The following is a 21,793-nucleotide window of genomic DNA, read 5'->3' as shown; positions in this document are numbered from 1 at the left end:
CGATCCGTCAGATGGGCAAGAACTGGATCTGGCTGCACCGGCTCGTCTACATCGTTGCCGCCTGCGCCGCCCTGCACTTCGCCCTGTCGACCAAGGTGCTGTCGCTCGAGCAGTATATCAATATCGGGCTGCTGATCGCGATGATCCTCTATCGCTCCTACCGGCCGATCATGATGCAGAGGCGACGGGGCGCGCGGCAGAGGCCGGCGGCGGCGTGAGGGGATTCAGGCGTGCTTGAAATACCGAAGAAGTTGGGTTATTTTAGCCCGTGGTTACGATCCTCAAACAGCACGGAATGCGTTTCGTCATATACACCGCGGATCACGAGCCACCACATGTGCACGTGATCGCGGATGGCGAAGCGCGCATCGATATCGTCAGTTTGAAAGTGATGACGCAAGGTGGCCTCTCGGATCGTGACGTCTGCCGGGCAGTCGATGTCATCCGTGCAAACCACGATCTGTTTCTGGATGCCTGGAGAAAGTACCATGGTTGATATCAGCGACGCTGAACTGGACGAAGCAAAACTCCGTTGGAAGATCGAGCGAGCGCACCGCCCCATCCCCTCATCGGTCTATTTCGACCGCACCTCTGGTCGCATTTTCGTCGAATTCACAAACGACGCAGCCTTCATGGTGCCTGCACGAGCGCTAGAAGGCCTGGAGGGGGCGACCGACGAACAGCTTTCCGACGTTGAGCTGCTCGGGGAGACCGGCCTCCACTGGGAAAGCCTTGACGTCGATTACACGATTGCGGGACTGATGAACGGCATTTTCGGCTCCAAGGCTTTCATGGAAGCGCAAAGTCGTGGGGGGAAGTCTCGCTCGCCCGCGAAGATTGCCGCCAGCCGGGCCAATGGAGCCAAGGGAGGAAGGCCTCGCAAGCAGGCGTAGCAGGCACTCCCTGTTGCCGATCTATCCCCAAACGCAAAAAGGCCGGACGATCGCTCGTCCGGCCTTTTGATTGGTGAGGCGTCTGCAGATTAAGCGGCAGCAGCTTCGGCAGCTTCTTCGGCTGCAACGCGGGCCTTGTCGCCAGCGCCCTTGGCATTGATGTCGCGATCAACGAACTCGACAACAGCCATGGCGGCGTTGTCGCCCATGCGGAAGCCGGCCTTCATGATGCGCAGGTAGCCGCCGTTGCGGGTGGCGTAGCGAGTAGCGATGGCATCGAACAGCTTCGATACAACAGCAACGTCGCGGATCTGCGAGATGGCCTGACGACGAGCGTGCAGGTCGCCGCGCTTGCCGAGCGTGACAAGCTTTTCGACGATCGGGCGGATTTCCTTTGCCTTCGGCAAGGTCGTGGTGATCTGCTCATGCAGGATGAGCGAAGCCGCCATGTTGGCAAACATTGCCTTGCGGTGACTTGCAGTTCTATTCAGCTTGCGGCCTACCATACCATGGCGCATTGCTATTCTCCTTAAATCGCAGGTGCCCTCTGATTTGGGGCCTGCCGTTTCCTGGCACATGCAGGCGATATGCCTGCTGTTTGACGGGGAAAGGCAGTCATCCTGCCTTTACTTATTGTTCTCTGCGATCGGCGTGCTGGCGGAAAACCGCGTCACACATGACCTCACGCCGCTCAGTACTGGTCTTCGTAGCGCTTGGCGAGATCTTCGATGTTCTCTGGGGGCCAGGCCGGCACTTCCATGCCGAGATGCAGACCCATGGAAGCGAGAACTTCCTTGATTTCGTTGAGCGACTTGCGGCCGAAATTCGGAGTGCGAAGCATTTCGGCTTCGGTCTTCTGAATGAGGTCGCCGATGTAGACGATGTTGTCGTTCTTCAGGCAGTTGGCCGAGCGAACGGAGAGTTCGAGTTCGTCCACCTTCTTGAGGAGCGCCGGGTTGAAAGCCAGTTCCGTAACGGCTTCTTCCTCGACATCCTTCTGCGGCTCGTCGAAGTTGACGAAAACGCCGAGCTGATCCTGCAGGATGCGCGCTGCGAAAGCGACGGCATCTTCACCGGAGATCGAGCCATCCGTTTCGATCGCCATCAGCAGCTTGTCGTAGTCGAGAACCTGGCCTTCGCGGGTGTTTTCCACCTTGTAGGACACTTTCTTGACCGGCGAGTAGAGGCTGTCGACCGGGATGAGACCAATCGGTGCGTCTTCCGCACGATTGCGCTCGGCCGGAACATAGCCCTTGCCGTTGTTGACGGTGAATTCCATGCGGATTTCAGCGCCTTCGTCGAGCGTGCAGATGACGTGATCCGGATTGAGGATCTCGATGTCGCCGACCGTCTGGATGTCGCCGGCCGTGACAACGCCTGGACCCTGCTTGCGGACAACCATGCGCTTGGCATCGTCGCCGTCCATCTTGATGGCGATTTCCTTGATGTTCAGCACGATATCGGTGACGTCTTCGCGAACGCCCGGGATCGAGGAGAACTCATGCAGTACGCCGTCGATCTGCACTGCCGTCACGGCGGCGCCGCGCAGCGAGGACAGAAGCACGCGACGGAGCGCGTTGCCGAGCGTCAGGCCAAAGCCACGCTCAAGAGGTTCGGCGACAAGGTTGACCTTCGTGCGGCCGCCCGAGGAAAACTCGACCTTGTTCGGCTTGATCAGTTCCTGCCAATTCTTCTGAATCATATTCTTGCCTTCCGTTCGTTACCACCATCCAATCGTGGCAACCGAGCTTGAGAAGCACCGGCGTTCGCCTTTGGGGCGCTCACCGGTGTGTGATTGGCGATGATTATACGCGACGCTTCTTGCGCGGGCGGCAACCATTGTGCGGGATCGGGGTCACATCGCGGATCGAGGTGATCATGAAACCGGCAGCCTGGAGCGCGCGCAGAGCCGACTCACGGCCGGAACCCGGACCGCAGACTTCGACTTCAAGCGACTTCATGCCGTGTTCCTGCGCCTTCTTGGCAGCATCTTCAGCGGCGATCTGCGCTGCGAACGGCGTCGACTTGCGCGAGCCCTTGAAGCCCTTGGCGCCAGCGGACGACCAGGCAATGGCGTTACCCTGTGCGTCTGTGATGGTGATCATCGTGTTGTTGAACGTCGAGTTGACGTGTGCAACGCCAGACGAGATGTTCTTGCGTTCGCGACGGCGAATGCGGACGGCTTCCTTGCCCATAATAGTCCCTTTCGTGGATCTCTGCACCGCCGTAATGCCAGCGGCTACACCGGCGCAGGGCGCTGCGGCCCTTCGCCAAACTCAAAAGAGGCCGGCGGAACCGCCAGCCTCCCTCACACGGTAGCCCGGTGATTACTTCTTCTTGCCAGCAATCGCCTTTGCCGGACCCTTGCGGGTGCGGGCATTGGTGTGCGTGCGCTGACCGCGAACCGGCAGGCCGCGACGATGACGCAGGCCGCGGTAGCAGCCCAGGTCCATCAGACGCTTGATGTTCATCGACGTCTCGCGACGCAGGTCGCCTTCGACCTGGTAATCGCGGTCGATGGTTTCGCGGATCTGCAGGACTTCAGCGTCCGTCAGCTGGTGAACGCGGCGCTCAGCCGGGATACCAACCTTGGTGACGATTTCCTGCGCAAACTTGTTGCCAATCCCGTGGATGTAGGTCAGCGCAATTACTACGCGCTTTGCCGTCGGGATGTTGACGCCAGCGATACGTGCCACGCCTATTCTCCTTGCGTTCCATTTGCCGTCAGGCAAAGGTCTTCGTTATGCGGCCTTAAACGGCCACTTGTTCAATTCGAGGTCGATAACATGTCAAAACGACCGAACCCGGAATTCCCGAGGGAAGTCCGCGCCGATCGCATCTATGTCGCGAGTTGGCGCGGTGTTTAGCGGAATCACTGCCAAAAGGCAACCGTTCCGCTAAGTTTATTTTGGCTTGTCCCCGCCCCGGCCAACTGGCCCGACCGAATCTTGCGCCGCAATCTCGTGTGAAGACAGCCAGCCCATGCAGGGCAAGCTGCCAATCCTTCAAAGCTCAAAGCTTGGAGAGAATCTTTTCAACTTCCGCTGTGACATGATCGATATCGGCCATGCCGTCAACCGAGTGAAGCATGTTCTTGGCATAGTAATAGCCAATCAACGGTGCCGTTTCCTTGTAATAGGCCTGCATCCGGGTCACGACCGTCTCGCGGGTATCGTCGGGGCGACGCTTGAAATGCGTCGAGCCACAACGATCGCAGACACCTTCGACCTTCGGCTTCAGATTCGTGTCGTGGTAGCCGGCGCCGCAATTGGCGCAGGTGTAGCGGCCGGACACGCGATCGGCGAGGACGACGTCGTCAACCTTGATCTCGACCACGCCGGAGAGCGCCAGGCCCTTGGCTGCCAGCATCGTCTCGGTCGCATCGGCCTGCACGAGGGTGCGGGGGAAGCCGTCCAGAATGAAGCCCTTGGCGCAGTCATCCTCGTCGATGCGTTCCGAGATGATGGCAATCACGATCTCGTCGGAGACGAGCTTGCCGGCGTCCATCACATCCTTGGCACGCTTGCCGACCTCGGTTTCTGCTGCCACGGCGGCACGAAGCATATCACCCGTGGAGAGCTGCGGAATACCGTACTTCTCAACGATGCGCTGAGCCTGGGTGCCTTTGCCGGCACCCGGTGGTCCCAAAAGGATAAGTCTCATCTCCCCCGCTTTCCTCCACGCAACTTCGACTTCTTGATCAAACCTTCATACTGCTGCGCGATCAGGTGGCCCTGGATCTGCGCTACCGTGTCCAGCGTGACGCTGACGACGATCAAGAGTGAAGTGCCACCGAGGGCGAGAGGAATGCCGGTCTGCGAGACAAGGATCTCGGGGAGAATACAGACGAGCACGAGATAGCAGGCGCCGACGACCGTAATCCGGGTCAGCACGTAGTCGATATACTCGGCCGTGCGCTCACCCGGACGGATACCGGGGATGAAGCCGCCGTGCTTCTTCAGATTATCGGCCGTGTCCTTCGGATTGAAGACGATGGCCGTGTAGAAGAAAGCGAAGAAGGCAATCATCAGACCGTAGAGGACCATATAGAGCGGCCGGCCATGGCCGAGGGCTGCGACGACCGACGTTGCCCAGGCGGGCATGCCGGCGGTGTTGGCGAAGCCTGCCAGCGTTGCCGGGAGGAGGAGCAGCGACGACGCGAAGATGGCCGGAATGACGCCCGAGGTGTTGAGCTTCAGCGGCAGATGCGATGTGTCGCCCTGGAACATGCGGTTGCCGACCTGGCGCTTCGGATACTGGATCAACAGGCGACGCTGGGCGCGCTCGACGAAGACGATCAGGGCGATTACCGCGACAGCGACGACCAATACGAGAAGAATCAGGGCCGTAGACAGAGCCCCGGTGCGACCGAGTTCCAGAGTGCCAGCCAAGGCGGACGGCAGGCCTGCGGCAATGCCGGCGAAGATGATCAGCGAGATGCCGTTGCCGATGCCGCGCGAGGTGATCTGCTCGCCGAGCCACATCAGGAACATTGTGCCGCCGAGCAGCGTGATGACCGTGGAGACGATGAAGAACACGCCTGGCTGGACGACAAGCCCGTTGCCGCTCTCAAGCCCCACCGCGATGCCATAGGCCTGCAGCGTGCCGAGGAGCACCGTGCCGTAGCGGGTGTACTGGTTGATGATCTTGCGGCCCTGCTCGCCTTCCTTCTTCAGGTTCTCGAGCGCCGGCACGACCGAGGTCATCAGCTGCACGATGATCGAAGCGGAGATGTAGGGCATGATGCCGAGGGCGAAGATCGCCATGCGCTGGACAGCGCCACCGGAAAACATGTTGAAGAGGCCGAGGATGCCGCCGGCCTGGCCCTGGAAGGCCTGCGCATAGGCAGCTGGGTTCAGGCCTGGCAGAGGAATATGGGTGCCGAGGCGGTAGACGAGGAGTGCTCCCAGCGTAAACCAGAGGCGCTTTTTCAAATCCTCTGCCTTGGCAAAGGTTGAAAAATTGAGATTGGATGCCAATTGTTCCGCTGCAGACGCCATGCAAATCTCCGCACTACCAATTCCGGCTAAATCGGCCGAGTCCGGAATGTGTAATCAAATTGTTCAAAAACGCGAGCACCGGGCGGATCGCGGCGCCACCTTGCACCTGAAACCCCTGTCCCGTCGGCCCCTTCCCGCGCAAAAAACACGACTCGGGAACCGAGGCTCACATATGGGAGCAAAATCGCCCGGTGTGAAGCACCCCGGGCGATTAATCGACTATATTATTCCGAAGCTGCGACAGGTGCGGCAGCCAAAAGCTTGACGGAGCCGCCAGCCTTTTCGATCTTCTCGACGGCAGACTTGGAAGCGCCTGCAACTTCGAGGGTCAGCTTTGCCGAGATCTCGCCGTCCGACAGGAGGCGGACGCCGTCCTTGACGCGACGGATGACGCCGGCAGCCTTGAGGGCAACTGCATCGATCGTGACCTTCGCATCCAGCTTGCCGGCGTCGACTGCTGCCTGAAGGCGAGCAACCGAAACGACGACGTAGTCGGACTTGAAGATGTTGTTGAAGCCGCGCTTAGGCAGACGACGGTAGATTGGCATCTGACCGCCTTCGAAGCCGTTGATCGCCACGCCCGAACGGGACTTCTGCCCCTTGACGCCGCGACCACCGGTCTTGCCCTTGCCCGAACCAATACCGCGGCCGAGGCGCTTGCGGGAGTGGGTCGAACCTTCGTTGTCGGTGATTTCATTCAGTTTCATAACGAATCCTCCGGCTTACTTCTCGTCGACGACGCGAACGAGATGCTGGACAGCACGGATCATTCCACGAACCGAAGGAGTATCCTCCAGAGTGCGGCGACGGTGCATCTTGTTCAATCCGAGGCCGATCAGGGTCTTTTCCTGAACGTCCGGACGGCGAATTGGGCTACCGATCTGCTCGACCGTTACGGTCTTTGCTTCGGTCTTCTTGGTCGCTTTGGCCATAGGTCAAACTCCCCTATTCTTCAGACGCATTACCGGAGGCAATACGACGAGCCTGCAGAGTGGCATACTTGATGCCGCGCTGAGCTGCGATGTCCTTCGGATGGATCTGTTGCTTCAGAGCGTCGAACGTTGCGCGAACCATGTTGTATGGGTTCGAGGAACCGGTCGACTTGGCGACGACGTCATGAACGCCGAGCGTTTCGAAAACGGCGCGCATCGGGCCGCCGGCGATGATGCCGGTACCAGCCTTTGCCGAGCGAACCAGGACCTTGCCGGCGCCGTGGCGGCCGTTGATGTCGTGGTGCAGCGTACGGCCGTCACGCAGGGGAACGAAGATCAGCTCGCGCTTGGCGGCTTCCGTTGCCTTGCGGATGGCTTCCGGCACTTCGCGTGCCTTGCCGTGACCGAAGCCTACGCGGCCCTTCTGGTCGCCGACGACGACGAGAGCAGCGAAGCCGAAACGACGGCCGCCCTTGACGACCTTGGCGACGCGGTTGATCGCGACCAGCTTGTCGACGAATTCGCTATCGCGCTCGTCACGGTTCTGGCGATCGTCGCGAGAACCTCTTTTTTCTTGTGCCATTGTCCTTTTCCTTTTTGTTTTCCGGGTGCAATCGGCAACTGCAGTAAGACCACGTATTGGGACCTTCCGAGGGTCCCAGTGGCCCGGTGATGGTCTGAAAAGACCGAAATCCGGCCGGCGCCCTGGGACACCGGCCGGAAATTTAGATCAGAAGGTGAGACCGCCTTCGCGGGCAGCATCGGCCAGAGCCTTGATGCGACCGTGATAGATGAAGGCGCCGCGGTCGAATACGACCGCTTCGACGCCGGCCTTGGTGGCCCGCTCTGCAACGAGCTTGCCGACCTGGGCTGCCGCTGCTGTGTCAGCACCGGTCTTCAGAGAACCGCGCAGGTCCTTATCGAGCGTGGAGGCGGACGCAAGCGTCTTGCCGGCCACATCGTCGATAACCTGGGCGTAGATGTTCTTCGAAGAGCGATGAACCGACAGGCGCGGACGGCCGTTTGCCACCGACTTAAGATGACGACGCACGCGGTTGGCGCGCTTCGCAAGTGCTTCTTTCCTGCTAGCCATTTCGCGTGATCCTTACTTCTTCTTGCCTTCTTTGCGGATGATCCGCTCGCCGGCATACTTGACGCCCTTGCCCTTGTAAGGCTCGGGGCCACGGTATTCGCGGATTTCCGCGGCAACCTGGCCGACCTGCTGCTTGTTGATGCCGGTGACGACGATTTCCGTCGGCTTCGGCACAGCAATGGTGATTCCGACTGGCGGTTCATAAATCACGTCGTGGGAGAAACCAAGTGCCAACTGCAGGTTCTTGCCCTGCAGGGCCGCGCGGTAACCAACGCCGTTGATTTCGAGCTTGCGCTCGTAGCCAGTGTTAACACCGGTCAGGATGTTTTCGACCATAGTGCGGGACATGCCCCACTTTGAGCGAGCGTCCTTGCCGTTGTTGAGCGGCGTGACAACAATGGCGTTGTCTTCCAGCTTGAGACCGATATCGTCATTTGCGACGAAGAACAGTTCGCCCTTCGGGCCCTTGGCAGTCACTTTCTGGCCATCAATCGTGGCTGTGATTCCTGCAGGGACCGGAACGGGCTTTTTACCGATACGAGACATGTTTTTTCCTGTCTGTCCGTTATGGAGTTGCTCTACGCTGCCTTAGAAGACAGAGCAGAGAACCTCGCCGCCGACGTTCTGTTCGCGAGCCTGGTGGTCGGCCATCACACCCTTCGGAGTCGAAAGGATAGTGATACCGAGACCGTTCGCGACCTGCGGAATGGACTTGACCGAGACATAAACCCGGCGGCCCGGCTTAGACACGCGGCCGATCTCACGGATGACCGATGCGCCTTCGTAGTATTTCAGCTCGATGCTGAGCTCGGACTTGCCGTTGCCGAAATCGACGACGGAATAGCCACGAATGTAACCTTCGGACTGAAGGACATCGAGAACACGTGCACGGAGCTTGGAAGCAGGTGTCGAAACCGACGACTTGCGACGCGAGGCACCGTTACGGATGCGTGTGAGCATATCGCCCAATGGATCTGTCATTGTCATGTGGGCTACTCCTTACCAGCTCGACTTGACAATGCCCGGCACCTTGCCGAAATTGCCAAATTCACGCAGTGCGATACGCGACATGCGCAGCTTGCGGTAGTAGGCGCGCGGACGACCGGTGATCTCGCAACGGTTACGGACGCGAGTCTTGGATCCATCGCGCGGCAGCGATGCGAGCTTCAGGGTAGCCTTGAACCGCTCTTCGATCGGAAGGGACTGGTTCATGATGGTTGCCTTCAGCGCGGCACGCTTTGCGGCACTGTTAGCAACCGTATTGCGGCGGCGCTTGTTCTTTTCAACTGCGCTTGTCTTCGCCATATTTGATTTCCTTTTCTACGCTCGTCGTTACGGTTACGTGCGGAACGGGAAGTTGAACTCTGTGAGCAGAGCCCGCGCTTCGTCGTCCTTGGTCGCCGTCGTGCAAACGATGATGTCCATGCCCCACATCTGATCAACCTTGTCGTAGTTGATTTCTGGGAACACAATGTGTTCCTTGATGCCCATGGCGAAGTTGCCACGACCGTCAAAGCTCTTAGGGTTCAGGCCGCGAAAGTCGCGAACGCGCGGAAGCGCGATGTTGATCAGGCGATCCACAAACTCATACATGCGGGCGCCGCGCAGGGTAACCTTGGCACCGATAGGCATATTTTCGCGGACCTTGAAGCCAGCGATGGAATTGCGTGCGAAGGTGATGACCGGCTTCTGGCCAGCGATAGCGGCCAGGTCGGCAGCAGCAATCGTCGGCTTCTTGCTATCGGCAGTCGCCTCGCCCACACCCATGTTGATGACGATCTTGTCCAGCTTGGGGATCATCATCTCGTTGGTGTACGAGAACTGTTCCTGCAGCGCTGCACGGATACGCGAAACGTATTCCGCCTTCAGGCGCGGTTCGTATTTAGCCTCAGCCATCGATCACATCTCCCGAACGCTTGGCCACGCGGACCTTCTTGCCATCCACGACCTGGAAACCGACGCGGGTCGGCTTGCCGTCCTTGTCAACAATCGCGATGTTGGACAGGTGAAGCGGGGCTTCCTTGTTGATGATGCCGGCTTCCTGCGACTGCGACTGGCGTGTATGGCGCTTGACCATATTCACGCCGCGTACGACTGCGCGGTCTTCTTTCGGCATCACTTGAATGACTTCGCCGGTACGACCCTTGTCCTTACCAGCCAGAATGACGACCTTGTCGCCCTTGCGGATCTTTTGCATCTTAACCGCTCCCCTTACAGAACTTCAGGAGCGAGCGAGATGATCTTCATGTGGTTCTTGGCGCGAAGTTCGCGCGGAACCGGTCCGAAGATACGGGTGCCGATCGGCTCTTTCTTGTTGTCGATAAGTACTGCTGCATTCGTATCGAAACGAATGACGCTTCCATCCGCACGGCGGATCGAGGCAGCGGTGCGAACAACCACAGCCTTCATGACGTCACCCTTCTTTACGCGGCCGCGCGGAATAGCTTCCTTGATCGAAACGACGATCACGTCGCCGATCGAGGCATACTTGCGCTTAGAACCGCCCAGCACCTTGATGCACATGACACGACGTGCGCCGGAATTATCCGCGACGTCGAGGTTTGTTTGCATCTGAATCATATCAGGTCGCCTTCTTGTTATACCGGAATGGTTGGGCAGAGCCCCCTATCCCGGCTTATGGAATTGTTTACCCGCCCTCACCCTTCAAATGGAAAGATGAAAACAAGGCAGTAGCTTCAACCAGCGCGGGATCGATCTTGCCAGGGTGGTTTCCCCAATGGGACCTTCCGTGCGCTCAAAGCAAAAGAACGCCCGAGTCTCAGGCGTTCCGTCGCTGCTTCATATAGAAATCCCAGCGAGACGCAAGGCCCCGCCGAAAATTCTTACTTTACCTGACCGGCCACAACCGTCCAGGTCTTGTCCTTGGAGATCGGCGCGCATTCCTCGATGGAAACCATGTCGCCGGTCTTGTAAGCGTTGTTCTCGTCGTGGGCCTTGTACTTCTTGGAACGACGAACCGTCTTCTGGAGGAGCGGATGCGCAAAGCGGCGCTCGACCCGAACCACAACGGTCTTTTCGTTCTTGTCGCTGACCACGACGCCCTGCAGAATGCGTTTCGGCATCTTATTTTTCCTTTAGGCCTTGGCTTCTGCCGCCTTCTGGCGGGCAATGGTTTTCACGCGGGCGATGTCCTTGCGGACCTCGTTCACACGAGAGGCTTTTTCAAGCTGGCCGGTGGCCTTCTGAAAGCGCAGATTGAACTGCTCCTTCTTCAGCTTGGCTAGCTCTTCCTTGAGTTGGTCGGCGGTGAACGCGCGAACATCTGCGGCTTTCATAGCTGTTCTTCCTTACTCTGCAATGCGCTGCACGAAGCGCGTCTTGACCGAGAGCTTGGCAGAACCCAGACGAAGCGCCTCGCGGGCGATTTCTTCGCTGACACCGTCGATCTCGAACATCATGCGACCGGGCTTGACCTTGCAGGCCCAGTATTCGACGCCGCCCTTGCCCTTACCCATGCGGACTTCGGTCGGCTTCTTGGTGACCGGCACGTCCGGGAATACCCGGATCCATACGCGGCCGGCACGCTTCATGAAACGCGTGATCGCGCGGCGAGCCGCCTCGATCTCACGAGCGTTGACACGGTTCGGTTCCTGGGCCTTCAGGCCGAATTCACCGAATGCGAGATCAGAACCGCCCTTGGCAACGCCCTTGATGCGGCCCTTGAATTGCTTGCGGTACTTCGTACGCTTTGGCTGCAACATAATCTATTCTCCGAATTAACTACCTCGAGCGCCCTTAGGCGTGATCGCGGCGACGGTTTTCCCTGCTGGCGGGACCCTGGCTGTCACCCTCGGCCTGGCGGCGCTCGGATGCCATCGGGTCGTGCTCAAGGATTTCGCCCTTGAAGATCCAGACCTTGATGCCGCAGATACCGAACGCGGTGGTGGCTTCCGCCGTACCGTAGTCGATGTCGGCGCGCAGCGTGTGCAACGGCACGCGACCTTCGCGATACCATTCTGTGCGGGCGATTTCAGCACCACCGAGACGGCCGGCGCAGGTGATCTTGATGCCTTCGGCACCGAGACGCATTGCCGACTGAACGGCACGCTTCATGGCGCGGCGGAAAGCGATACGGCGTTCCAGCTGCTGAGCGATGCCCTGGGCGACCAGAACCGCGTCGATTTCCGGCTTGCGGACTTCGACGATGTTGAGGTGCGTTTCGGAGTTCGTCATGTCGGCCAGCTTCTTGCGAAGCTTGTCGATGTCTGCACCCTTCTTGCCGATGATCAGGCCCGGACGCGCTGAGTGGATCGTGACGCGGCACTTCTTGTGCGGACGCTCGATAACCACCTTCGAGATGCCGGCCTGCTTCAGCTCGCTCATGACGAATTTGCGCATCTTGATGTCTTCATGCAGCAACTGGCCGTATTCGGCGTTGTCTGCAAACCAACGGCTGTCCCAAGTGCGGTTAATGCCAAGGCGGAAACCGATTGGATTGATCTTCTGACCCATTATGCGGCCTCCTCTTGTGCTGGCTGCACTTCGCGAACGACGATCGTCAAATGCGCGAAGGGCTTCTCGACGCGCGATGCACGACCGCGACCACGAGCATGGAAGCGCTTCATGACAATCGACTTGCCGACATAGGCCTCGGCGACGACGAGAGCGTCGACGTCGAGATCGTGGTTGTTTTCTGCGTTTGCGATCGCCGATTCAAGGGTCTTCTTGACCGCTCCGGAGATCCGCTTGCGCGAGAATTCAAGCTCGGCCAAGGCGCGCTCTACCTTCATGCCGCGGATGAGCGCGGCCACCAGGTTGAGTTTCTGCGGGCTGACACGAAGCGTGCGGGCGACTGCCTGCGCTTCGTTGTCCTTGAGCCGGCGTTCTGTTTTTGCCTTGCCCATCTTTACTTCCTCTTCGCCTTCTTGTCCGCGCCGTGACCGTAGTAGGTACGGGTGGGTGCGAACTCACCGAACTTGTGACCGACCATGTCTTCGTTGACATTGACCGGGATATGCTTGCTGCCGTTGTAGACACCAAAGACCAGACCGACGAACTGCGGCATGATGGTGGAGCGACGGCTCCACATCTTGATCACTTCGTTGCGCCCACCTTCGCGAACCTTCTCAGCCTTCTTGAGAAGATAGCCGTCAACAAACGGACCTTTCCATACTGAACGAGCCATTGGAGACTTCCTCTCTTACTTCTTGCGCTGATGGCGCGAGCGCATGATCATCTTATCGGTCGACTTGTTGGAGCGCGTACGCGCACCCTTCGTCGGCTTACCCCATGGTGTCACCGGATGGCGACCACCCGAGGTCCGGCCTTCACCACCGCCGTGCGGATGGTCGACCGGGTTCATGACGACGCCGCGAACATGCGGACGCTTGCCGCGCCAAACCGAACGACCGGCCTTGCCGTCGTTGGTGTTGCCGTGGTCCGGGTTGGAAACGGCACCGATCGAGGCCAGGCAGGTGCCCGGTACGAGGCGCTGTTCGCCGGAGTTGAGGCGAAGGATCGCGAGGCCTGCATCGCGGCCAACCAGCTGCGCATAGGCACCGGCCGAGCGAGCGATCTGACCGCCCTTGCCTGGCTTCATCTCAACGTTGTGGATGATCGAGCCGACCGGGATGAACTGCAGCGGCATGGCGTTGCCAGGCTTGATGTCCACGACCTTGTCGGAAGCGATGACCTTGTCGCCCGGCGCCAGGCGCTGAGGCGCGATGATGTAGCGCTGTTCGCCATCGGCATAGTTGATGAGGGCGATGAAGGCAGAGCGGTTCGGGTCGTATTCGATCCGTTCAACCGTGCCTTCGATGTCGAACTTGCGACGCTTGAAGTCGATGAGACGGTAGGTCCGCTTGTGACCGCCGCCCTGGAAGCGAACGGTGATGCGACCGGTGTTGTTACGGCCGCCCTTCTTCGACAGACCTTCCGTCAGCGCCTTGACCGGCTTGCCCTTGTAGAGGGCCGAGCGATCGACGATGACCAGCTGACGCTGGCTCGGGGTCGTCGGATTGAATGATTTCAATGCCATTTTCTAATTCCTCACAGACCTGTGGAGACATCGATGGTCTGGCCTTCGGCCAGCGTCACGATTGCCTTCTTCACGTCTTTCTGCTTGCCGACAAAACCGCGGAAACGCTTGGTCTTGCCGAGGCGGCGCAGAGTGTTAACTGCAGTCACCTTGACGCCGAACAGGGCTTCTACGGCTGCCTTGATCTGTGGCTTGGTAGCCGTCAGGGCAACGTTGAAGACAACCTGGTTGTACTCGGAAACCATGGTGGACTTTTCGGTGATCGACGGCGAGACGATCACGTCGTAATGGCGAATATCCGTCACTTGAAACGCTCCTCTAGAGCCTCGACAGCGGCCTTGGAAAGCACGAGCTTACCGCGACGCAGGATGTCGTAAACGTTGATGCCCTGGATCGGCAGAACATCGATGTTCGGGATGTTTGCCGCTGCGAGCTTGAAGTTGGCGTCGAGCTCGGCACCGCCGATGAGCAACGCGTTTGTCAGGCCCATGGCATCGAACGTGCCGGCCAGAACCTTGGTCTTGGCTTCCGTCGCGATGAAGTCGTCGATGATGATGACGTCTTCAGCCTTGAACTTGGTCGACAGAGCATGACGCAGGCCGAGGGCACGAACCTTCTTCGGCAGATCATGTTCATGGCTGCGAACAACCGGGCCGTGAGCCTTACCACCGCCGCGGAACTGCGGAGCACGAGCCGAATGGTGACGAGCGCGGCCCGTACCCTTCTGCTTGTACATCTTGGCACCGGTGCGCCAGATTTCGGCGCGGCCCTTGGCCTTGTGCGTGCCAGCGCGCTTCTTAGCAAGCTGCCAGCGAATGACGCGGGCGAGGATGTCCTCGCGCGGCTCAAGGCCGAAAATCGCGTCAGAAAGGGAGACCTTCCCAGCGTCTTTCCCCTCGAGGGTCTTGACGTTAAATTCCATTGGTTCGGCTCCCTTACTTCGCGGCTGACTTGACGGCGTCGCGAACGATGATCCAGGCACCCTTGGAGCCCGGGACGGCACCCTTGATCAGGATCAGACCGCGATCTTCATCGGTCGAAACCACTACAAGGTTCTGCGTCGTGACGCGCGTCTGGCCCATGTGGCCAGCCATCTTCTTGTTCTTGAATACCTTGCCCGGATCCTGGCGCGAGCCAGTCGAACCGTGCGAACGGTGCGATACGGACACACCGTGCGTGGCGCGAAGACCGCCGAAGCCGTGGCGCTTGATGGCGCCGGCAAAGCCCTTACCAACCGTGGTGCCGGTCACGTCGACCAGCTGGCCGGCTGCGAAATGAGCGGCCGTGATTTCGGCGCCGATTTCGAGCAGGTTGTCTTCCGAAACCCGGAATTCCTGGAGCTTTGTCTTCGGCTCGACGTTTGCAGCGGCGAAATGGCCGCGCAGGGACTTCGAGGTATTCTTGACCTTGGCCACACCAGAACCAACCTGGACAGCGACGTAGCCATTCTTTTCGACCGTACGCTGGGCTACCACCTGGCAGCTTTCCATACGGAGTACCGTAACAGGGACATGTTCGCCTGCGTCGTTATAGACGCGCGTCATTCCCACCTTCTGTGCAATCACACCTGAACGCATCGGTTCAATCCTTCTCACTCGGCTCGAAGACTAGGTCTCAGAGCTTGATCTCAACATCGACACCAGCAGCGAGATCGAGCTTCATCAGCGCGTCTACCGTCTGGGGGGTCGGGTCAACGATGTCGAGCAGGCGCTTATGCGTGCGCATCTCGAACTGTTCGCGGCTCTTCTTGTCGATGTGCGGGGAGCGGTTAACCGTAAACTTCTCGATACGGGTCGGAAGTGGAACGGGGCCCCGGACGCTTGCACCGGTGCGCTTAGCCGTCGATACGATCTCGCGCGTGGACGCGTCGAGAATCCGATGATCGAACGCCTTAAGGCGAATGCGGATATTCTGGCCGTTCATTCGACATTATCCTTGTTGTCTGTTATCTCCGCGCCCCCATAGAGAGAATGCGGTTTGTCTTGTGACTTAAGGCGGATCACCGGTTTCAAAGATCGAGAGGGACACCAAGATTTGGCATCCCTATCCAGCCTTTGGGCTACCTAGCCCACCTTATTGTTCTGTTTTAAAGCCGCTTCGACATGCGAAGCGGCGCGCAAATCGCGCCTGCGCGCCATTTGCTACATTTTCGTGTCATAAGCAAGCGGCCAAGGCCCCCTGCTTCATATTATTGTCACGGGATCGGCTGCCGCTTGCGCGACAGCCGGCCGTCATTACTCGACGATCGAGGCGACGATGCCGGCGCCGACGGTACGGCCGCCTTCGCGGATAGCGAAGCGCAGCTTTTCTTCCATGGCGATCGGCACGATCAGCTCAACAGCAACGGTGACGTTGTCGCCAGGCATGACCATTTCCGTGCCTTCCGGCAGGGAGACGATGCCCGTCACGTCGGTCGTGCGGAAGTAGAACTGCGGACGATAGTTGGTGAAGAACGGAGTATGACGGCCGCCTTCTTCCTTCGTCAGGATGTAGGCTTCAGCCATGAACTTCTTGTGTGGCTTGACCGAACCTGGCTTGCAGAGAATCTGGCCACGCTCAACGCCGTCACGGGTAACGCCGCGGATCAGCGCGCCGATGTTGTCGCCAGCCTGGCCCTGATCGAGCAGCTTGCGGAACATTTCAACGCCGGTAACCGTCGTCTTGGCGGTTGCGCGGATGCCGACGATTTCGACTTCTTCGCCGACCTTGACGATGCCGCGCTCAACGCGACCGGTGACCACAGTACCACGGCCGGAGATCGAGAACACGTCTTCGATCGGCAGCAGGAACGGCAGGTTGATCGGACGCTCAGGCGTCGGGATGTAGCTATCGACAGCGTCCATCAGGGCGCGGATGGCGTCTTCGCCGATCTTCTTGTCCGAATCTTCGAGAGCGGCCAGAGCCGAACCCTTGATGATCGGGATATCGTCGCCCGGGAAGTCGTAGGACGACAGAAGTTCGCGGACTTCGAGCTCAACGAGTTCGAGCAGCTCTTCGTCGTCGACCTGGTCGACCTTGTTCAGGAACACGACGATGGCCGGAACGCCGACCTGACGGGCAAGCAGGATGTGCTCGCGGGTCTGGGGCATCGGGCCGTCGGCAGCCGAGCAGACCAGGATCGCGCCGTCCATCTGGGCAGCACCGGTGATCATGTTCTTGACGTAGTCGGCGTGGCCGGGGCAGTCGACGTGGGCGTAGTGACGGGCCGGCGTTTCGTATTCGACGTGGGCCGTCGAGATGGTGATGCCGCGGGCCTTTTCTTCCGGTGCAGCGTCGATCTGGTCGTAACGCTTGTATTCGCCGAAATACTTGGTGATCGCTGCCGTCAGAGACGTCTTGCCGTGGTCAACGTGGCCAATCGTGCCGATGTTAACGTGCGGCTTGTTGCGCTCAAACTTACTCTTTGCCATTTCGGCTCTCCGTTATCTCTTCCCGGTACCGGGATTATTCTTGTTTCGGTCAATTGGTATTCCGGTTATTTCTGACCGGAATACTTTGCCTGGATTTCAGTGGCGACGTTCGACGGAACCGGCGAATAGTGATCAAAGGTCATCGTGTACTGCGCGCGGCCCTGGGACATGGAGCGCAGGTTGTCGACGTACTTGAACATGTTCGCAAGCGGCACGTTGGCGTTGATGACAACAGCGATACCGCGGCTTTCCTGGCCCTGGATCTGCCCACGACGGGAGTTCAGGTCGCCGATCACGTCACCGACGTAATCTTCCGGGGTAACGACTTCGACCTTCATCATCGGCTCGAGGAGCTGGGCTCCGGCCTTGCGTGCTGCTTCACGGAAGCAGGCGCGGGAGGCGATTTCGAAGGCGAGGACCGAAGAGTCGACGTCATGGAATGCGCCGTCGATCAGCGTCGCCTTGACACCGAGCATCGGGAAGCCAGCCAGCGGACCGGACGACATGACGCTTTCGATGCCCTTCTGAACGCCGGGGATGTATTCCTTCGGAATGGAACCACCAACGATCTTGGACTCGAACTTGAATTCGTCGCCATCAGGATTGGGTTCGAAGATGATCTTGACGCGCGCGAACTGACCGGTACCACCGGACTGCTTCTTGTGCGTGTAGTCTTCTTCGTGCTGCTTCGTGATCGTTTCGCGATAGGCAACCTGCGGCGCGCCGACGGTGGCTTCTACCTTGAATTCGCGGCGCATGCGGTCGACAAGAATGTCGAGATGCAGTTCGCCCATGCCGGCGATGATCGTCTGGCCGGATTCTTCGTCCGTCTTGACGCGGAAGGAAGGATCTTCAGCAGCGAGGCGGTTGAGCGCGAGGCCCATCTTTTCCTGGTCGCCCTTGGTCTTCGGCTCGATGGCGATCTGGATGACCGGCTCGGGGAATTCCATGCGCTCGAGGATAACCTGGTGCAGCGGATCGCAGAGCGTGTCGCCGGTGGTGGTTTCCTTGAGGCCTGCGAGAGCAACGATGTCGCCGGCGAAGGCTTCTTCGATGTCTTCACGGGAGTTCGAATGCATCTGCAGCATACGGCCGATGCGCTCGCGCTTTTCCTTGACCGTGTTCATAACGGCCGTGCCCTTGGTGAGCTTGCCGGAGTAAATACGGGCGAAGGTGAGCGAACCGACGAAGGGGTCGTTCATGATCTTGAAGGCGAGCATCGAAAGCGGCTCTTCATCCGAAGGATGACGGGCGATTTCGGCTTCGGTCTTCACGTCGATGCCAGCGATCGACGGAATGTCGAGCGGCGAAGGCAGGTAGTCGACAACGGCGTCGAGCAAAGGCTGAACGCCCTTGTTCTTGAAGGCCGTGCCGCAGAACATCGGATGGAACTTGACGTCGATGGTGCCGCGACGAACGAGTTCGCGGATCTTGTCGTTGTCCGGCATGATGCCTTCGAGATAGGCTTCGGTCGCAGCTTCATCGATATCGACGACCTGTTCGATCATCTTCTCGCGATATTCCTGCGCCTTTTCCTTCATGTCTTCCGGAATTTCGACGACGTCCCACTGGGCGCCGAGCGATTCGTCGCGCCAGATCAGGGCGTTCATCTCGACCAGGTCGATCACGCCGATGAAATCGCTTTCAGCGCCGATCGGCAGCTGCATGACGACGGCGATCGCGCCCAGACGGGTCTTGATCATTTCGACCGAGCGATAGAAATCGGCGCCGGTCTTGTCCATCTTGTTGCAGAAGATCATCCGCGGAACGTGATACTTCTCAGCCTGACGCCAGACGGTTTCCGTCTGCGGCTCTACACCGGCGTTGGCATCGAGAAGAGCGATCGCACCGTCGAGAACGCGCAGCGAACGCTCGACTTCGATGGTGAAGTCGACGTGGCCGGGAGTGTCGATGATGTTGAAGCGGCGCGACTTGCCGTCGCGGCCCTTCCAGTAGGTCGTGGTCGCAGCAGAGGTGATCGTGATACCACGTTCCTGCTCCTGCTCCATCCAGTCCATCGTGGCTGCGCCGTCGTGAACTTCGCCGATCTTGTGCGACTTGCCGGTGTAATAAAGAATACGCTCGGTGGTCGTGGTCTTGCCGGCGTCGATATGCGCCATGATACCGAAATTGCGGTAGTCTTCGATTTTATATTCGCGAGCCATAATGGACTGCCTTTCGATATCGTACGATTACCAGCGGTAGTGCGAGAATGCGCGGTTGGCGTCAGCCATCTTATGCGTGTCTTCGCGCTTCTTGACGGCGCTGCCACGGTTGTTGGAAGCGTCCAGCAGCTCGCCCGACAGGCGGTCGACCATGGTGGTTTCGTTGCGCTTGCGGGCAGCCGTGATCAGCCAACGGATGGCGAGGGCCTGGCGGCGCTCCGGACGAACGTCAACGGGAACCTGGTAGGTCGCACCACCGACGCGGCGCGAACGGACTTCGACGTGCGGAGCGATGTTGTCGAGAGCCGAGTGGAAGGTAACCAACGGATCCTGCTTCGACTTCGCCTGGACGTTCTCGAATGCACCGTAAACGATGGTTTCAGCGACCGACTTCTTGCCGTGCAGCATGATGGCGTTCATGAACTTGGTGACGATGAGATCGCCGAACTTCGGGTCCGGGTTGATCTCGCGCTTTTCTGCTTTGTGACGTCTGGACATAGGTTGTCTCTTTATCTGTATCGACGCTCTATCACGCGGAGAACCTCGCGCAGCGCCTTCAAAAATCCAAAACCCGAAGAAATTACTTCGGACGCTTTGCACCGTACTTGGAACGGCGCTGCTTGCGGTTCTTGACACCCTGGGTATCGAGAACGCCGCGGATGATGTGGTAACGAACGCCCGGCAAGTCCTTTACGCGGCCGCCGCGGATCATCACGACAGAGTGTTCCTGCAGGTTGTGGCCTTCACCCGGAATGTAGCCGATGACTTCGAAGCCATTGGTCAGGCGGATCTTGGCAACCTTACGCAGAGCCGAGTTCGGCTTCTTCGGGGTCGTCGTGTAAACGCGGGTGCAAACGCCGCGCTTCTGTGGGTTTTCCTGGAGTGCAGGAACCTTATTACGCTTTACCTGTGCCTGACGTGGCTTGCGGATCAGCTGGTTTACGGTAGGCATTCAACCATCCCTTAATTCTTGTCTCAACACCCTTTCGGGCATAACCTATGCCGTCTCCGGCAGCATCACACGTATCGTTAATGCACAAAGCGTGGCCCGATCCGGTTCTAGCGGATGGACCACATCAAAGCAGAGGACGCCTTTATCTGGCGTCATGCGTGCGGAAAACATGTCTTCAACGTGCGTTTGGAACCTTGTTTGAGGTGTTCTCCAGGGCGTGTCGCCCCGAACAGCCAAGCCTCACATCTGTTCCGATGGAGCGGGTACTACTGGCTTCAGGCTCATTCGTCAAGGCCGCGCGGGAAATTATCTTGGCCGCTGCGGCACCAAACCCCTGGAAAGCAGGGCCTCCAGCCATAGTTATAGGGGAAATGAGGTGCGGCCTGCAAGATGGACTTTGGCATCGTCAAGAAAGTCTGTAAGGAATCGCCAATCCACCGCCCGCGACCGGGCGACAGCAACCTTAGATTCGCAGAGCCCGAATCGACTCGCCTGAGGAAGATGCCGATGATCGCCAATCCGGACAACGACAACAACTATGACGGCCCGATGGTCTTCATCATCATTGGCAAGGGTTACGAGACTGACGGCGGCGAGGGCGTCGAGCTTCACGTCATGCTCCGGGCGCCCGACGACGATGCAGCTGTGCGCGAAGCGTTGAACGCGCTGTCCGAGGAAGGTTTCATCGAGGCGGATCTTGATCAGATCGGCATGCTCACGGAAGTGCCTAGCGACGAGCCGCATGCCTCCGCCTACAAGGGCGCGCTCGAAGGGGAAGTGGCGATCATCCGGTTTCGGTGAGCCCATGCAGCCTGACGCCGAGAAAGTCCTGATCTATGCCACCAGTGGCGCTCGGTTGCTGGTTTTCGATGAACCCGACTTTCCTGAGGTCGAACTCCAGGTGCCCGGCGGCACCGTCGAAGCCAATGAGGCGATCGAGGTGGCCGCGCGGCGCGAGTTTTTCGAGGAGACGGGGCTCGAAGGCGGCAACTTCGTTGCGCTGGGTGTTAACGGCTACCGTTTCTCCACGAAGGACCGCAACATCTACCACCGGCGCCACTATTTCCACGTAGAGCTGTCCGGCCCCCTGCCCGAGACTTGGCTTCACTCCGAGGACACGCCTTATAGCGGCGGTCCACCAATCGTATTCCGCCTATTCTGGATAGGAATTGCCGAGGCTGCATCCAGGCTCGGCTATGGGATGGGCAACCAGGTCTTTCGCCTCGGCCATTGAGCGACCCGGCGTCATAATAGCAACGCGTCACATGCCGGGCTTCTGTCCTGCCGCATTGCTGCATTGAGCCCGCCGTTGCTGTCACAAAGCTAAAACACTCCCTTGATACCTGCGCA

The 21,793-nt window shown here is 59.1% G+C and carries 35 protein-coding genes and 1 pseudogene; 5 read left to right on the top strand and 31 right to left on the bottom strand.

What is annotated here, in order from left to right:
- From VH564_RS05135 to VH564_RS05125, 3 genes and pseudogenes are all read left to right on the top strand, one after another.
- Positions 1 to 218, top strand: a pseudogene (locus tag VH564_RS05135) (sulfoxide reductase heme-binding subunit YedZ); the annotation flags it as partial.
- A gap of 77 nt (positions 219 to 295) precedes the next feature.
- Positions 296 to 496, top strand: a complete 201-nt coding sequence (locus VH564_RS05130) for a DUF4160 domain-containing protein (protein WP_423338750.1) — start codon at positions 296 to 298, stop codon at positions 494 to 496.
- On the top strand, positions 489 to 893 hold the full coding sequence (locus tag VH564_RS05125) for a DUF2442 domain-containing protein (protein ID WP_423338689.1): 405 nt from the start codon (positions 489 to 491) through the stop codon (positions 891 to 893). Before VH564_RS05130 ends, VH564_RS05125 begins: the two co-directional genes overlap by 8 nt.
- Before the next feature lie 89 nt (positions 894 to 982).
- Here the strand turns inward: VH564_RS05125 and rplQ are convergent, their stop codons facing one another.
- From rplQ to rpsL, 31 genes are all read right to left on the bottom strand, one after another.
- Complete coding sequence (rplQ, locus tag VH564_RS05120; RefSeq protein WP_423338688.1) at positions 983 to 1,411, bottom strand: 50S ribosomal protein L17; 429 nt, start codon at positions 1,409 to 1,411, stop codon at positions 983 to 985.
- Positions 1,412 to 1,584: 173 nt separating this feature from the next.
- Positions 1,585 to 2,595, bottom strand: coding sequence for a DNA-directed RNA polymerase subunit alpha (locus VH564_RS05115; RefSeq protein WP_423338687.1), 1,011 nt, complete (start codon positions 2,593 to 2,595; stop codon positions 1,585 to 1,587).
- 103 nt (positions 2,596 to 2,698) lie between these two features.
- On the bottom strand, positions 2,699 to 3,088 hold the full coding sequence (gene rpsK / locus VH564_RS05110) for a 30S ribosomal protein S11 (protein ID WP_111220699.1): 390 nt from the start codon (positions 3,086 to 3,088) through the stop codon (positions 2,699 to 2,701).
- 132 nt (positions 3,089 to 3,220) lie between these two features.
- A complete protein-coding gene (rpsM, locus tag VH564_RS05105; protein WP_111220698.1) occupies positions 3,221 to 3,589 on the bottom strand; it encodes a 30S ribosomal protein S13 in 369 nt (122 codons plus the stop codon).
- Between the two features lie 316 nt (positions 3,590 to 3,905).
- Positions 3,906 to 4,556 (bottom strand): adenylate kinase, encoded by a 651-nt coding sequence (locus tag VH564_RS05100; protein WP_423338686.1) that lies wholly within the window; start codon positions 4,554 to 4,556, stop codon positions 3,906 to 3,908.
- The gene (gene secY, locus VH564_RS05095; RefSeq protein WP_423338685.1) at positions 4,553 to 5,893 is read right to left on the bottom strand and encodes a preprotein translocase subunit SecY; all 1,341 of its coding nucleotides are present in this window, start codon (positions 5,891 to 5,893) and stop codon (positions 4,553 to 4,555) included. The genes VH564_RS05100 and secY overlap by 4 nt, the downstream gene beginning before the upstream one ends.
- Positions 5,894 to 6,117: 224 nt before the next feature.
- Positions 6,118 to 6,600, bottom strand: coding sequence for a 50S ribosomal protein L15 (gene rplO, locus VH564_RS05090; RefSeq protein ID WP_423338684.1), 483 nt, complete (start codon positions 6,598 to 6,600; stop codon positions 6,118 to 6,120).
- A gap of 15 nt (positions 6,601 to 6,615) precedes the next feature.
- Entirely contained in the window at positions 6,616 to 6,825 is a 210-nt protein-coding gene (gene rpmD, locus VH564_RS05085; protein ID WP_423338683.1) for a 50S ribosomal protein L30, read from the bottom strand.
- Positions 6,826 to 6,838: 13 nt separating this feature from the next.
- Positions 6,839 to 7,408, bottom strand: coding sequence for a 30S ribosomal protein S5 (gene rpsE, locus VH564_RS05080; protein ID WP_423338682.1), 570 nt, complete (start codon positions 7,406 to 7,408; stop codon positions 6,839 to 6,841).
- 147 nt (positions 7,409 to 7,555) lie between these two features.
- Positions 7,556 to 7,918, bottom strand: coding sequence for a 50S ribosomal protein L18 (gene rplR / locus VH564_RS05075; RefSeq protein ID WP_423338681.1), 363 nt, complete (start codon positions 7,916 to 7,918; stop codon positions 7,556 to 7,558).
- Positions 7,919 to 7,930: 12 nt separating this feature from the next.
- The gene (rplF, locus tag VH564_RS05070) at positions 7,931 to 8,464 is read right to left on the bottom strand and encodes a 50S ribosomal protein L6 (RefSeq protein ID WP_423338680.1); all 534 of its coding nucleotides are present in this window, start codon (positions 8,462 to 8,464) and stop codon (positions 7,931 to 7,933) included.
- 42 nt (positions 8,465 to 8,506) lie between these two features.
- Complete coding sequence (gene rpsH / locus VH564_RS05065; protein WP_003547562.1) at positions 8,507 to 8,905, bottom strand: 30S ribosomal protein S8; 399 nt, start codon at positions 8,903 to 8,905, stop codon at positions 8,507 to 8,509.
- Between the two features lie 12 nt (positions 8,906 to 8,917).
- Positions 8,918 to 9,223, bottom strand: coding sequence for a 30S ribosomal protein S14 (gene rpsN / locus VH564_RS05060; RefSeq protein ID WP_111220690.1), 306 nt, complete (start codon positions 9,221 to 9,223; stop codon positions 8,918 to 8,920).
- Positions 9,224 to 9,256: 33 nt separating this feature from the next.
- Positions 9,257 to 9,814: a 50S ribosomal protein L5 gene (rplE, locus tag VH564_RS05055; RefSeq protein ID WP_423338679.1), complete on the bottom strand. Its 558-nt coding sequence runs from the start codon at positions 9,812 to 9,814 to the stop codon at positions 9,257 to 9,259.
- Complete coding sequence (rplX, locus tag VH564_RS05050) at positions 9,807 to 10,115, bottom strand: 50S ribosomal protein L24 (protein WP_423338678.1); 309 nt, start codon at positions 10,113 to 10,115, stop codon at positions 9,807 to 9,809. Before rplX ends, rplE begins: the two co-directional genes overlap by 8 nt.
- Positions 10,116 to 10,129: 14 nt before the next feature.
- On the bottom strand, positions 10,130 to 10,498 hold the full coding sequence (gene rplN / locus VH564_RS05045) for a 50S ribosomal protein L14 (protein WP_423338677.1): 369 nt from the start codon (positions 10,496 to 10,498) through the stop codon (positions 10,130 to 10,132).
- Positions 10,499 to 10,761: 263 nt separating this feature from the next.
- Positions 10,762 to 11,001 (bottom strand): 30S ribosomal protein S17, encoded by a 240-nt coding sequence (gene rpsQ / locus VH564_RS05040; RefSeq protein ID WP_423338676.1) that lies wholly within the window; start codon positions 10,999 to 11,001, stop codon positions 10,762 to 10,764.
- Positions 11,002 to 11,013: 12 nt separating this feature from the next.
- On the bottom strand, positions 11,014 to 11,214 hold the full coding sequence (gene rpmC / locus VH564_RS05035) for a 50S ribosomal protein L29 (protein WP_111220685.1): 201 nt from the start codon (positions 11,212 to 11,214) through the stop codon (positions 11,014 to 11,016).
- Between the two features lie 12 nt (positions 11,215 to 11,226).
- Positions 11,227 to 11,640: a 50S ribosomal protein L16 gene (gene rplP / locus VH564_RS05030; RefSeq protein WP_111158089.1), complete on the bottom strand. Its 414-nt coding sequence runs from the start codon at positions 11,638 to 11,640 to the stop codon at positions 11,227 to 11,229.
- Between the two features lie 34 nt (positions 11,641 to 11,674).
- Entirely contained in the window at positions 11,675 to 12,391 is a 717-nt protein-coding gene (gene rpsC, locus VH564_RS05025; RefSeq protein WP_423338675.1) for a 30S ribosomal protein S3, read from the bottom strand.
- A complete protein-coding gene (gene rplV, locus VH564_RS05020; RefSeq protein WP_111220683.1) occupies positions 12,391 to 12,783 on the bottom strand; it encodes a 50S ribosomal protein L22 in 393 nt (130 codons plus the stop codon). The genes rpsC and rplV overlap by 1 nt, the downstream gene beginning before the upstream one ends.
- 2 nt (positions 12,784 to 12,785) lie before the next feature.
- On the bottom strand, positions 12,786 to 13,064 hold the full coding sequence (gene rpsS, locus VH564_RS05015) for a 30S ribosomal protein S19 (protein ID WP_111220682.1): 279 nt from the start codon (positions 13,062 to 13,064) through the stop codon (positions 12,786 to 12,788).
- 15 nt (positions 13,065 to 13,079) lie between these two features.
- The gene (gene rplB / locus VH564_RS05010; protein WP_142822284.1) at positions 13,080 to 13,916 is read right to left on the bottom strand and encodes a 50S ribosomal protein L2; all 837 of its coding nucleotides are present in this window, start codon (positions 13,914 to 13,916) and stop codon (positions 13,080 to 13,082) included.
- A gap of 11 nt (positions 13,917 to 13,927) precedes the next feature.
- A complete protein-coding gene (locus VH564_RS05005; RefSeq protein ID WP_111220680.1) occupies positions 13,928 to 14,221 on the bottom strand; it encodes a 50S ribosomal protein L23 in 294 nt (97 codons plus the stop codon).
- Positions 14,218 to 14,838, bottom strand: coding sequence for a 50S ribosomal protein L4 (gene rplD / locus VH564_RS05000; protein WP_423338674.1), 621 nt, complete (start codon positions 14,836 to 14,838; stop codon positions 14,218 to 14,220). The genes VH564_RS05005 and rplD overlap by 4 nt, the downstream gene beginning before the upstream one ends.
- Before the next feature lie 13 nt (positions 14,839 to 14,851).
- Positions 14,852 to 15,493, bottom strand: a complete 642-nt coding sequence (gene rplC / locus VH564_RS04995; protein WP_111220678.1) for a 50S ribosomal protein L3 — start codon at positions 15,491 to 15,493, stop codon at positions 14,852 to 14,854.
- 37 nt (positions 15,494 to 15,530) lie between these two features.
- Positions 15,531 to 15,839 carry a 30S ribosomal protein S10 gene (rpsJ, locus tag VH564_RS04990; protein WP_003547547.1) on the bottom strand — a complete coding sequence of 103 codons (309 nt, stop codon included), beginning with the start codon at positions 15,837 to 15,839 and terminating at the stop codon, positions 15,531 to 15,533.
- A 311-nt stretch (positions 15,840 to 16,150) separates the two neighbouring features.
- On the bottom strand, positions 16,151 to 17,326 hold the full coding sequence (gene tuf, locus VH564_RS04985) for an elongation factor Tu (protein ID WP_423338651.1): 1,176 nt from the start codon (positions 17,324 to 17,326) through the stop codon (positions 16,151 to 16,153).
- Positions 17,327 to 17,391: 65 nt separating this feature from the next.
- Complete coding sequence (fusA, locus tag VH564_RS04980) at positions 17,392 to 19,491, bottom strand: elongation factor G (RefSeq protein ID WP_423338673.1); 2,100 nt, start codon at positions 19,489 to 19,491, stop codon at positions 17,392 to 17,394.
- A gap of 27 nt (positions 19,492 to 19,518) precedes the next feature.
- The gene (gene rpsG, locus VH564_RS04975; protein ID WP_423338672.1) at positions 19,519 to 19,989 is read right to left on the bottom strand and encodes a 30S ribosomal protein S7; all 471 of its coding nucleotides are present in this window, start codon (positions 19,987 to 19,989) and stop codon (positions 19,519 to 19,521) included.
- A gap of 82 nt (positions 19,990 to 20,071) precedes the next feature.
- Positions 20,072 to 20,443 carry a 30S ribosomal protein S12 gene (gene rpsL, locus VH564_RS04970; RefSeq protein WP_003507760.1) on the bottom strand — a complete coding sequence of 124 codons (372 nt, stop codon included), beginning with the start codon at positions 20,441 to 20,443 and terminating at the stop codon, positions 20,072 to 20,074.
- A gap of 507 nt (positions 20,444 to 20,950) precedes the next feature.
- Here rpsL and VH564_RS04965 point away from each other — a divergent pair.
- Positions 20,951 to 21,244 carry a transcriptional regulator gene (locus VH564_RS04965; RefSeq protein WP_423338671.1) on the top strand — a complete coding sequence of 98 codons (294 nt, stop codon included), beginning with the start codon at positions 20,951 to 20,953 and terminating at the stop codon, positions 21,242 to 21,244.
- A 4-nt stretch (positions 21,245 to 21,248) separates the two neighbouring features.
- On the top strand, positions 21,249 to 21,677 hold the full coding sequence (locus tag VH564_RS04960) for an NUDIX hydrolase (protein WP_423338670.1): 429 nt from the start codon (positions 21,249 to 21,251) through the stop codon (positions 21,675 to 21,677).
- The last annotated feature ends 116 nt before the right edge of the window (positions 21,678 to 21,793 follow it).

Origin of the sequence: Rhizobium sp. HT1-10, assembly GCF_049472505.1 — a bacterium.
GTDB lineage: Bacteria > Pseudomonadota > Alphaproteobacteria > Rhizobiales > Rhizobiaceae > Rhizobium.
This window is presented reverse-complemented; position numbering and strand designations above follow the sequence as displayed.

What these genes read in the sequence shown, in the direction of transcription:
- VH564_RS05130 (WP_423338750.1), top strand. Translation starts at nt 296, where the DNA reads ATGCGTTTCGTCATATACACCGCGGATCACGAGCCACCACATGTGCAC.
- rplR (WP_423338681.1), bottom strand. Translation starts at nt 7,918, where the DNA reads ATGGCTAGCAGGAAAGAAGCACTTGCGAAGCGCGCCAACCGCGTGCGT.
- VH564_RS05115 (WP_423338687.1), bottom strand. Translation starts at nt 2,595, where the DNA reads ATGATTCAGAAGAATTGGCAGGAACTGATCAAGCCGAACAAGGTCGAG.
- rplQ (WP_423338688.1), bottom strand. Translation starts at nt 1,411, where the DNA reads ATGCGCCATGGTATGGTAGGCCGCAAGCTGAATAGAACTGCAAGTCAC.
- VH564_RS04965 (WP_423338671.1), top strand. Translation starts at nt 20,951, where the DNA reads ATGATCGCCAATCCGGACAACGACAACAACTATGACGGCCCGATGGTC.
- secY (WP_423338685.1), bottom strand. Translation starts at nt 5,893, where the DNA reads ATGGCGTCTGCAGCGGAACAATTGGCATCCAATCTCAATTTTTCAACC.
- rplB (WP_142822284.1), bottom strand. Translation starts at nt 13,916, where the DNA reads ATGGCATTGAAATCATTCAATCCGACGACCCCGAGCCAGCGTCAGCTG.
- rplV (WP_111220683.1), bottom strand. Translation starts at nt 12,783, where the DNA reads ATGGGCAAGGCAAAAACAGAACGCCGGCTCAAGGACAACGAAGCGCAG.
- rpsC (WP_423338675.1), bottom strand. Translation starts at nt 12,391, where the DNA reads ATGGGTCAGAAGATCAATCCAATCGGTTTCCGCCTTGGCATTAACCGC.
- rplF (WP_423338680.1), bottom strand. Translation starts at nt 8,464, where the DNA reads ATGTCTCGTATCGGTAAAAAGCCCGTTCCGGTCCCTGCAGGAATCACA.
- rpsN (WP_111220690.1), bottom strand. Translation starts at nt 9,223, where the DNA reads ATGGCGAAGACAAGCGCAGTTGAAAAGAACAAGCGCCGCCGCAATACG.
- rpsQ (WP_423338676.1), bottom strand. Translation starts at nt 11,001, where the DNA reads ATGCCGAAACGCATTCTGCAGGGCGTCGTGGTCAGCGACAAGAACGAA.
- VH564_RS04960 (WP_423338670.1), top strand. Translation starts at nt 21,249, where the DNA reads ATGCAGCCTGACGCCGAGAAAGTCCTGATCTATGCCACCAGTGGCGCT.
- rpsS (WP_111220682.1), bottom strand. Translation starts at nt 13,064, where the DNA reads ATGGCTCGTTCAGTATGGAAAGGTCCGTTTGTTGACGGCTATCTTCTC.
- rpmC (WP_111220685.1), bottom strand. Translation starts at nt 11,214, where the DNA reads ATGAAAGCCGCAGATGTTCGCGCGTTCACCGCCGACCAACTCAAGGAA.
- rpsG (WP_423338672.1), bottom strand. Translation starts at nt 19,989, where the DNA reads ATGTCCAGACGTCACAAAGCAGAAAAGCGCGAGATCAACCCGGACCCG.
- rplX (WP_423338678.1), bottom strand. Translation starts at nt 10,115, where the DNA reads ATGCAAAAGATCCGCAAGGGCGACAAGGTCGTCATTCTGGCTGGTAAG.
- fusA (WP_423338673.1), bottom strand. Translation starts at nt 19,491, where the DNA reads ATGGCTCGCGAATATAAAATCGAAGACTACCGCAATTTCGGTATCATG.
- rplP (WP_111158089.1), bottom strand. Translation starts at nt 11,640, where the DNA reads ATGTTGCAGCCAAAGCGTACGAAGTACCGCAAGCAATTCAAGGGCCGC.
- VH564_RS05100 (WP_423338686.1), bottom strand. Translation starts at nt 4,556, where the DNA reads ATGAGACTTATCCTTTTGGGACCACCGGGTGCCGGCAAAGGCACCCAG.
- rplC (WP_111220678.1), bottom strand. Translation starts at nt 15,493, where the DNA reads ATGCGTTCAGGTGTGATTGCACAGAAGGTGGGAATGACGCGCGTCTAT.
- VH564_RS05125 (WP_423338689.1), top strand. Translation starts at nt 489, where the DNA reads ATGGTTGATATCAGCGACGCTGAACTGGACGAAGCAAAACTCCGTTGG.
- rpsJ (WP_003547547.1), bottom strand. Translation starts at nt 15,839, where the DNA reads ATGAACGGCCAGAATATCCGCATTCGCCTTAAGGCGTTCGATCATCGG.
- tuf (WP_423338651.1), bottom strand. Translation starts at nt 17,326, where the DNA reads ATGGCAAAGAGTAAGTTTGAGCGCAACAAGCCGCACGTTAACATCGGC.
- rpsL (WP_003507760.1), bottom strand. Translation starts at nt 20,443, where the DNA reads ATGCCTACCGTAAACCAGCTGATCCGCAAGCCACGTCAGGCACAGGTA.
- rplE (WP_423338679.1), bottom strand. Translation starts at nt 9,814, where the DNA reads ATGGCTGAGGCTAAATACGAACCGCGCCTGAAGGCGGAATACGTTTCG.
- rplD (WP_423338674.1), bottom strand. Translation starts at nt 14,838, where the DNA reads ATGGAATTTAACGTCAAGACCCTCGAGGGGAAAGACGCTGGGAAGGTC.
- rpsH (WP_003547562.1), bottom strand. Translation starts at nt 8,905, where the DNA reads ATGACAATGACAGATCCATTGGGCGATATGCTCACACGCATCCGTAAC.
- rpsK (WP_111220699.1), bottom strand. Translation starts at nt 3,088, where the DNA reads ATGGGCAAGGAAGCCGTCCGCATTCGCCGTCGCGAACGCAAGAACATC.
- rpsE (WP_423338682.1), bottom strand. Translation starts at nt 7,408, where the DNA reads ATGGCACAAGAAAAAAGAGGTTCTCGCGACGATCGCCAGAACCGTGAC.
- rplO (WP_423338684.1), bottom strand. Translation starts at nt 6,600, where the DNA reads ATGAAACTGAATGAAATCACCGACAACGAAGGTTCGACCCACTCCCGC.
- rplN (WP_423338677.1), bottom strand. Translation starts at nt 10,498, where the DNA reads ATGATTCAGATGCAAACAAACCTCGACGTCGCGGATAATTCCGGCGCA.
- rpmD (WP_423338683.1), bottom strand. Translation starts at nt 6,825, where the DNA reads ATGGCCAAAGCGACCAAGAAGACCGAAGCAAAGACCGTAACGGTCGAG.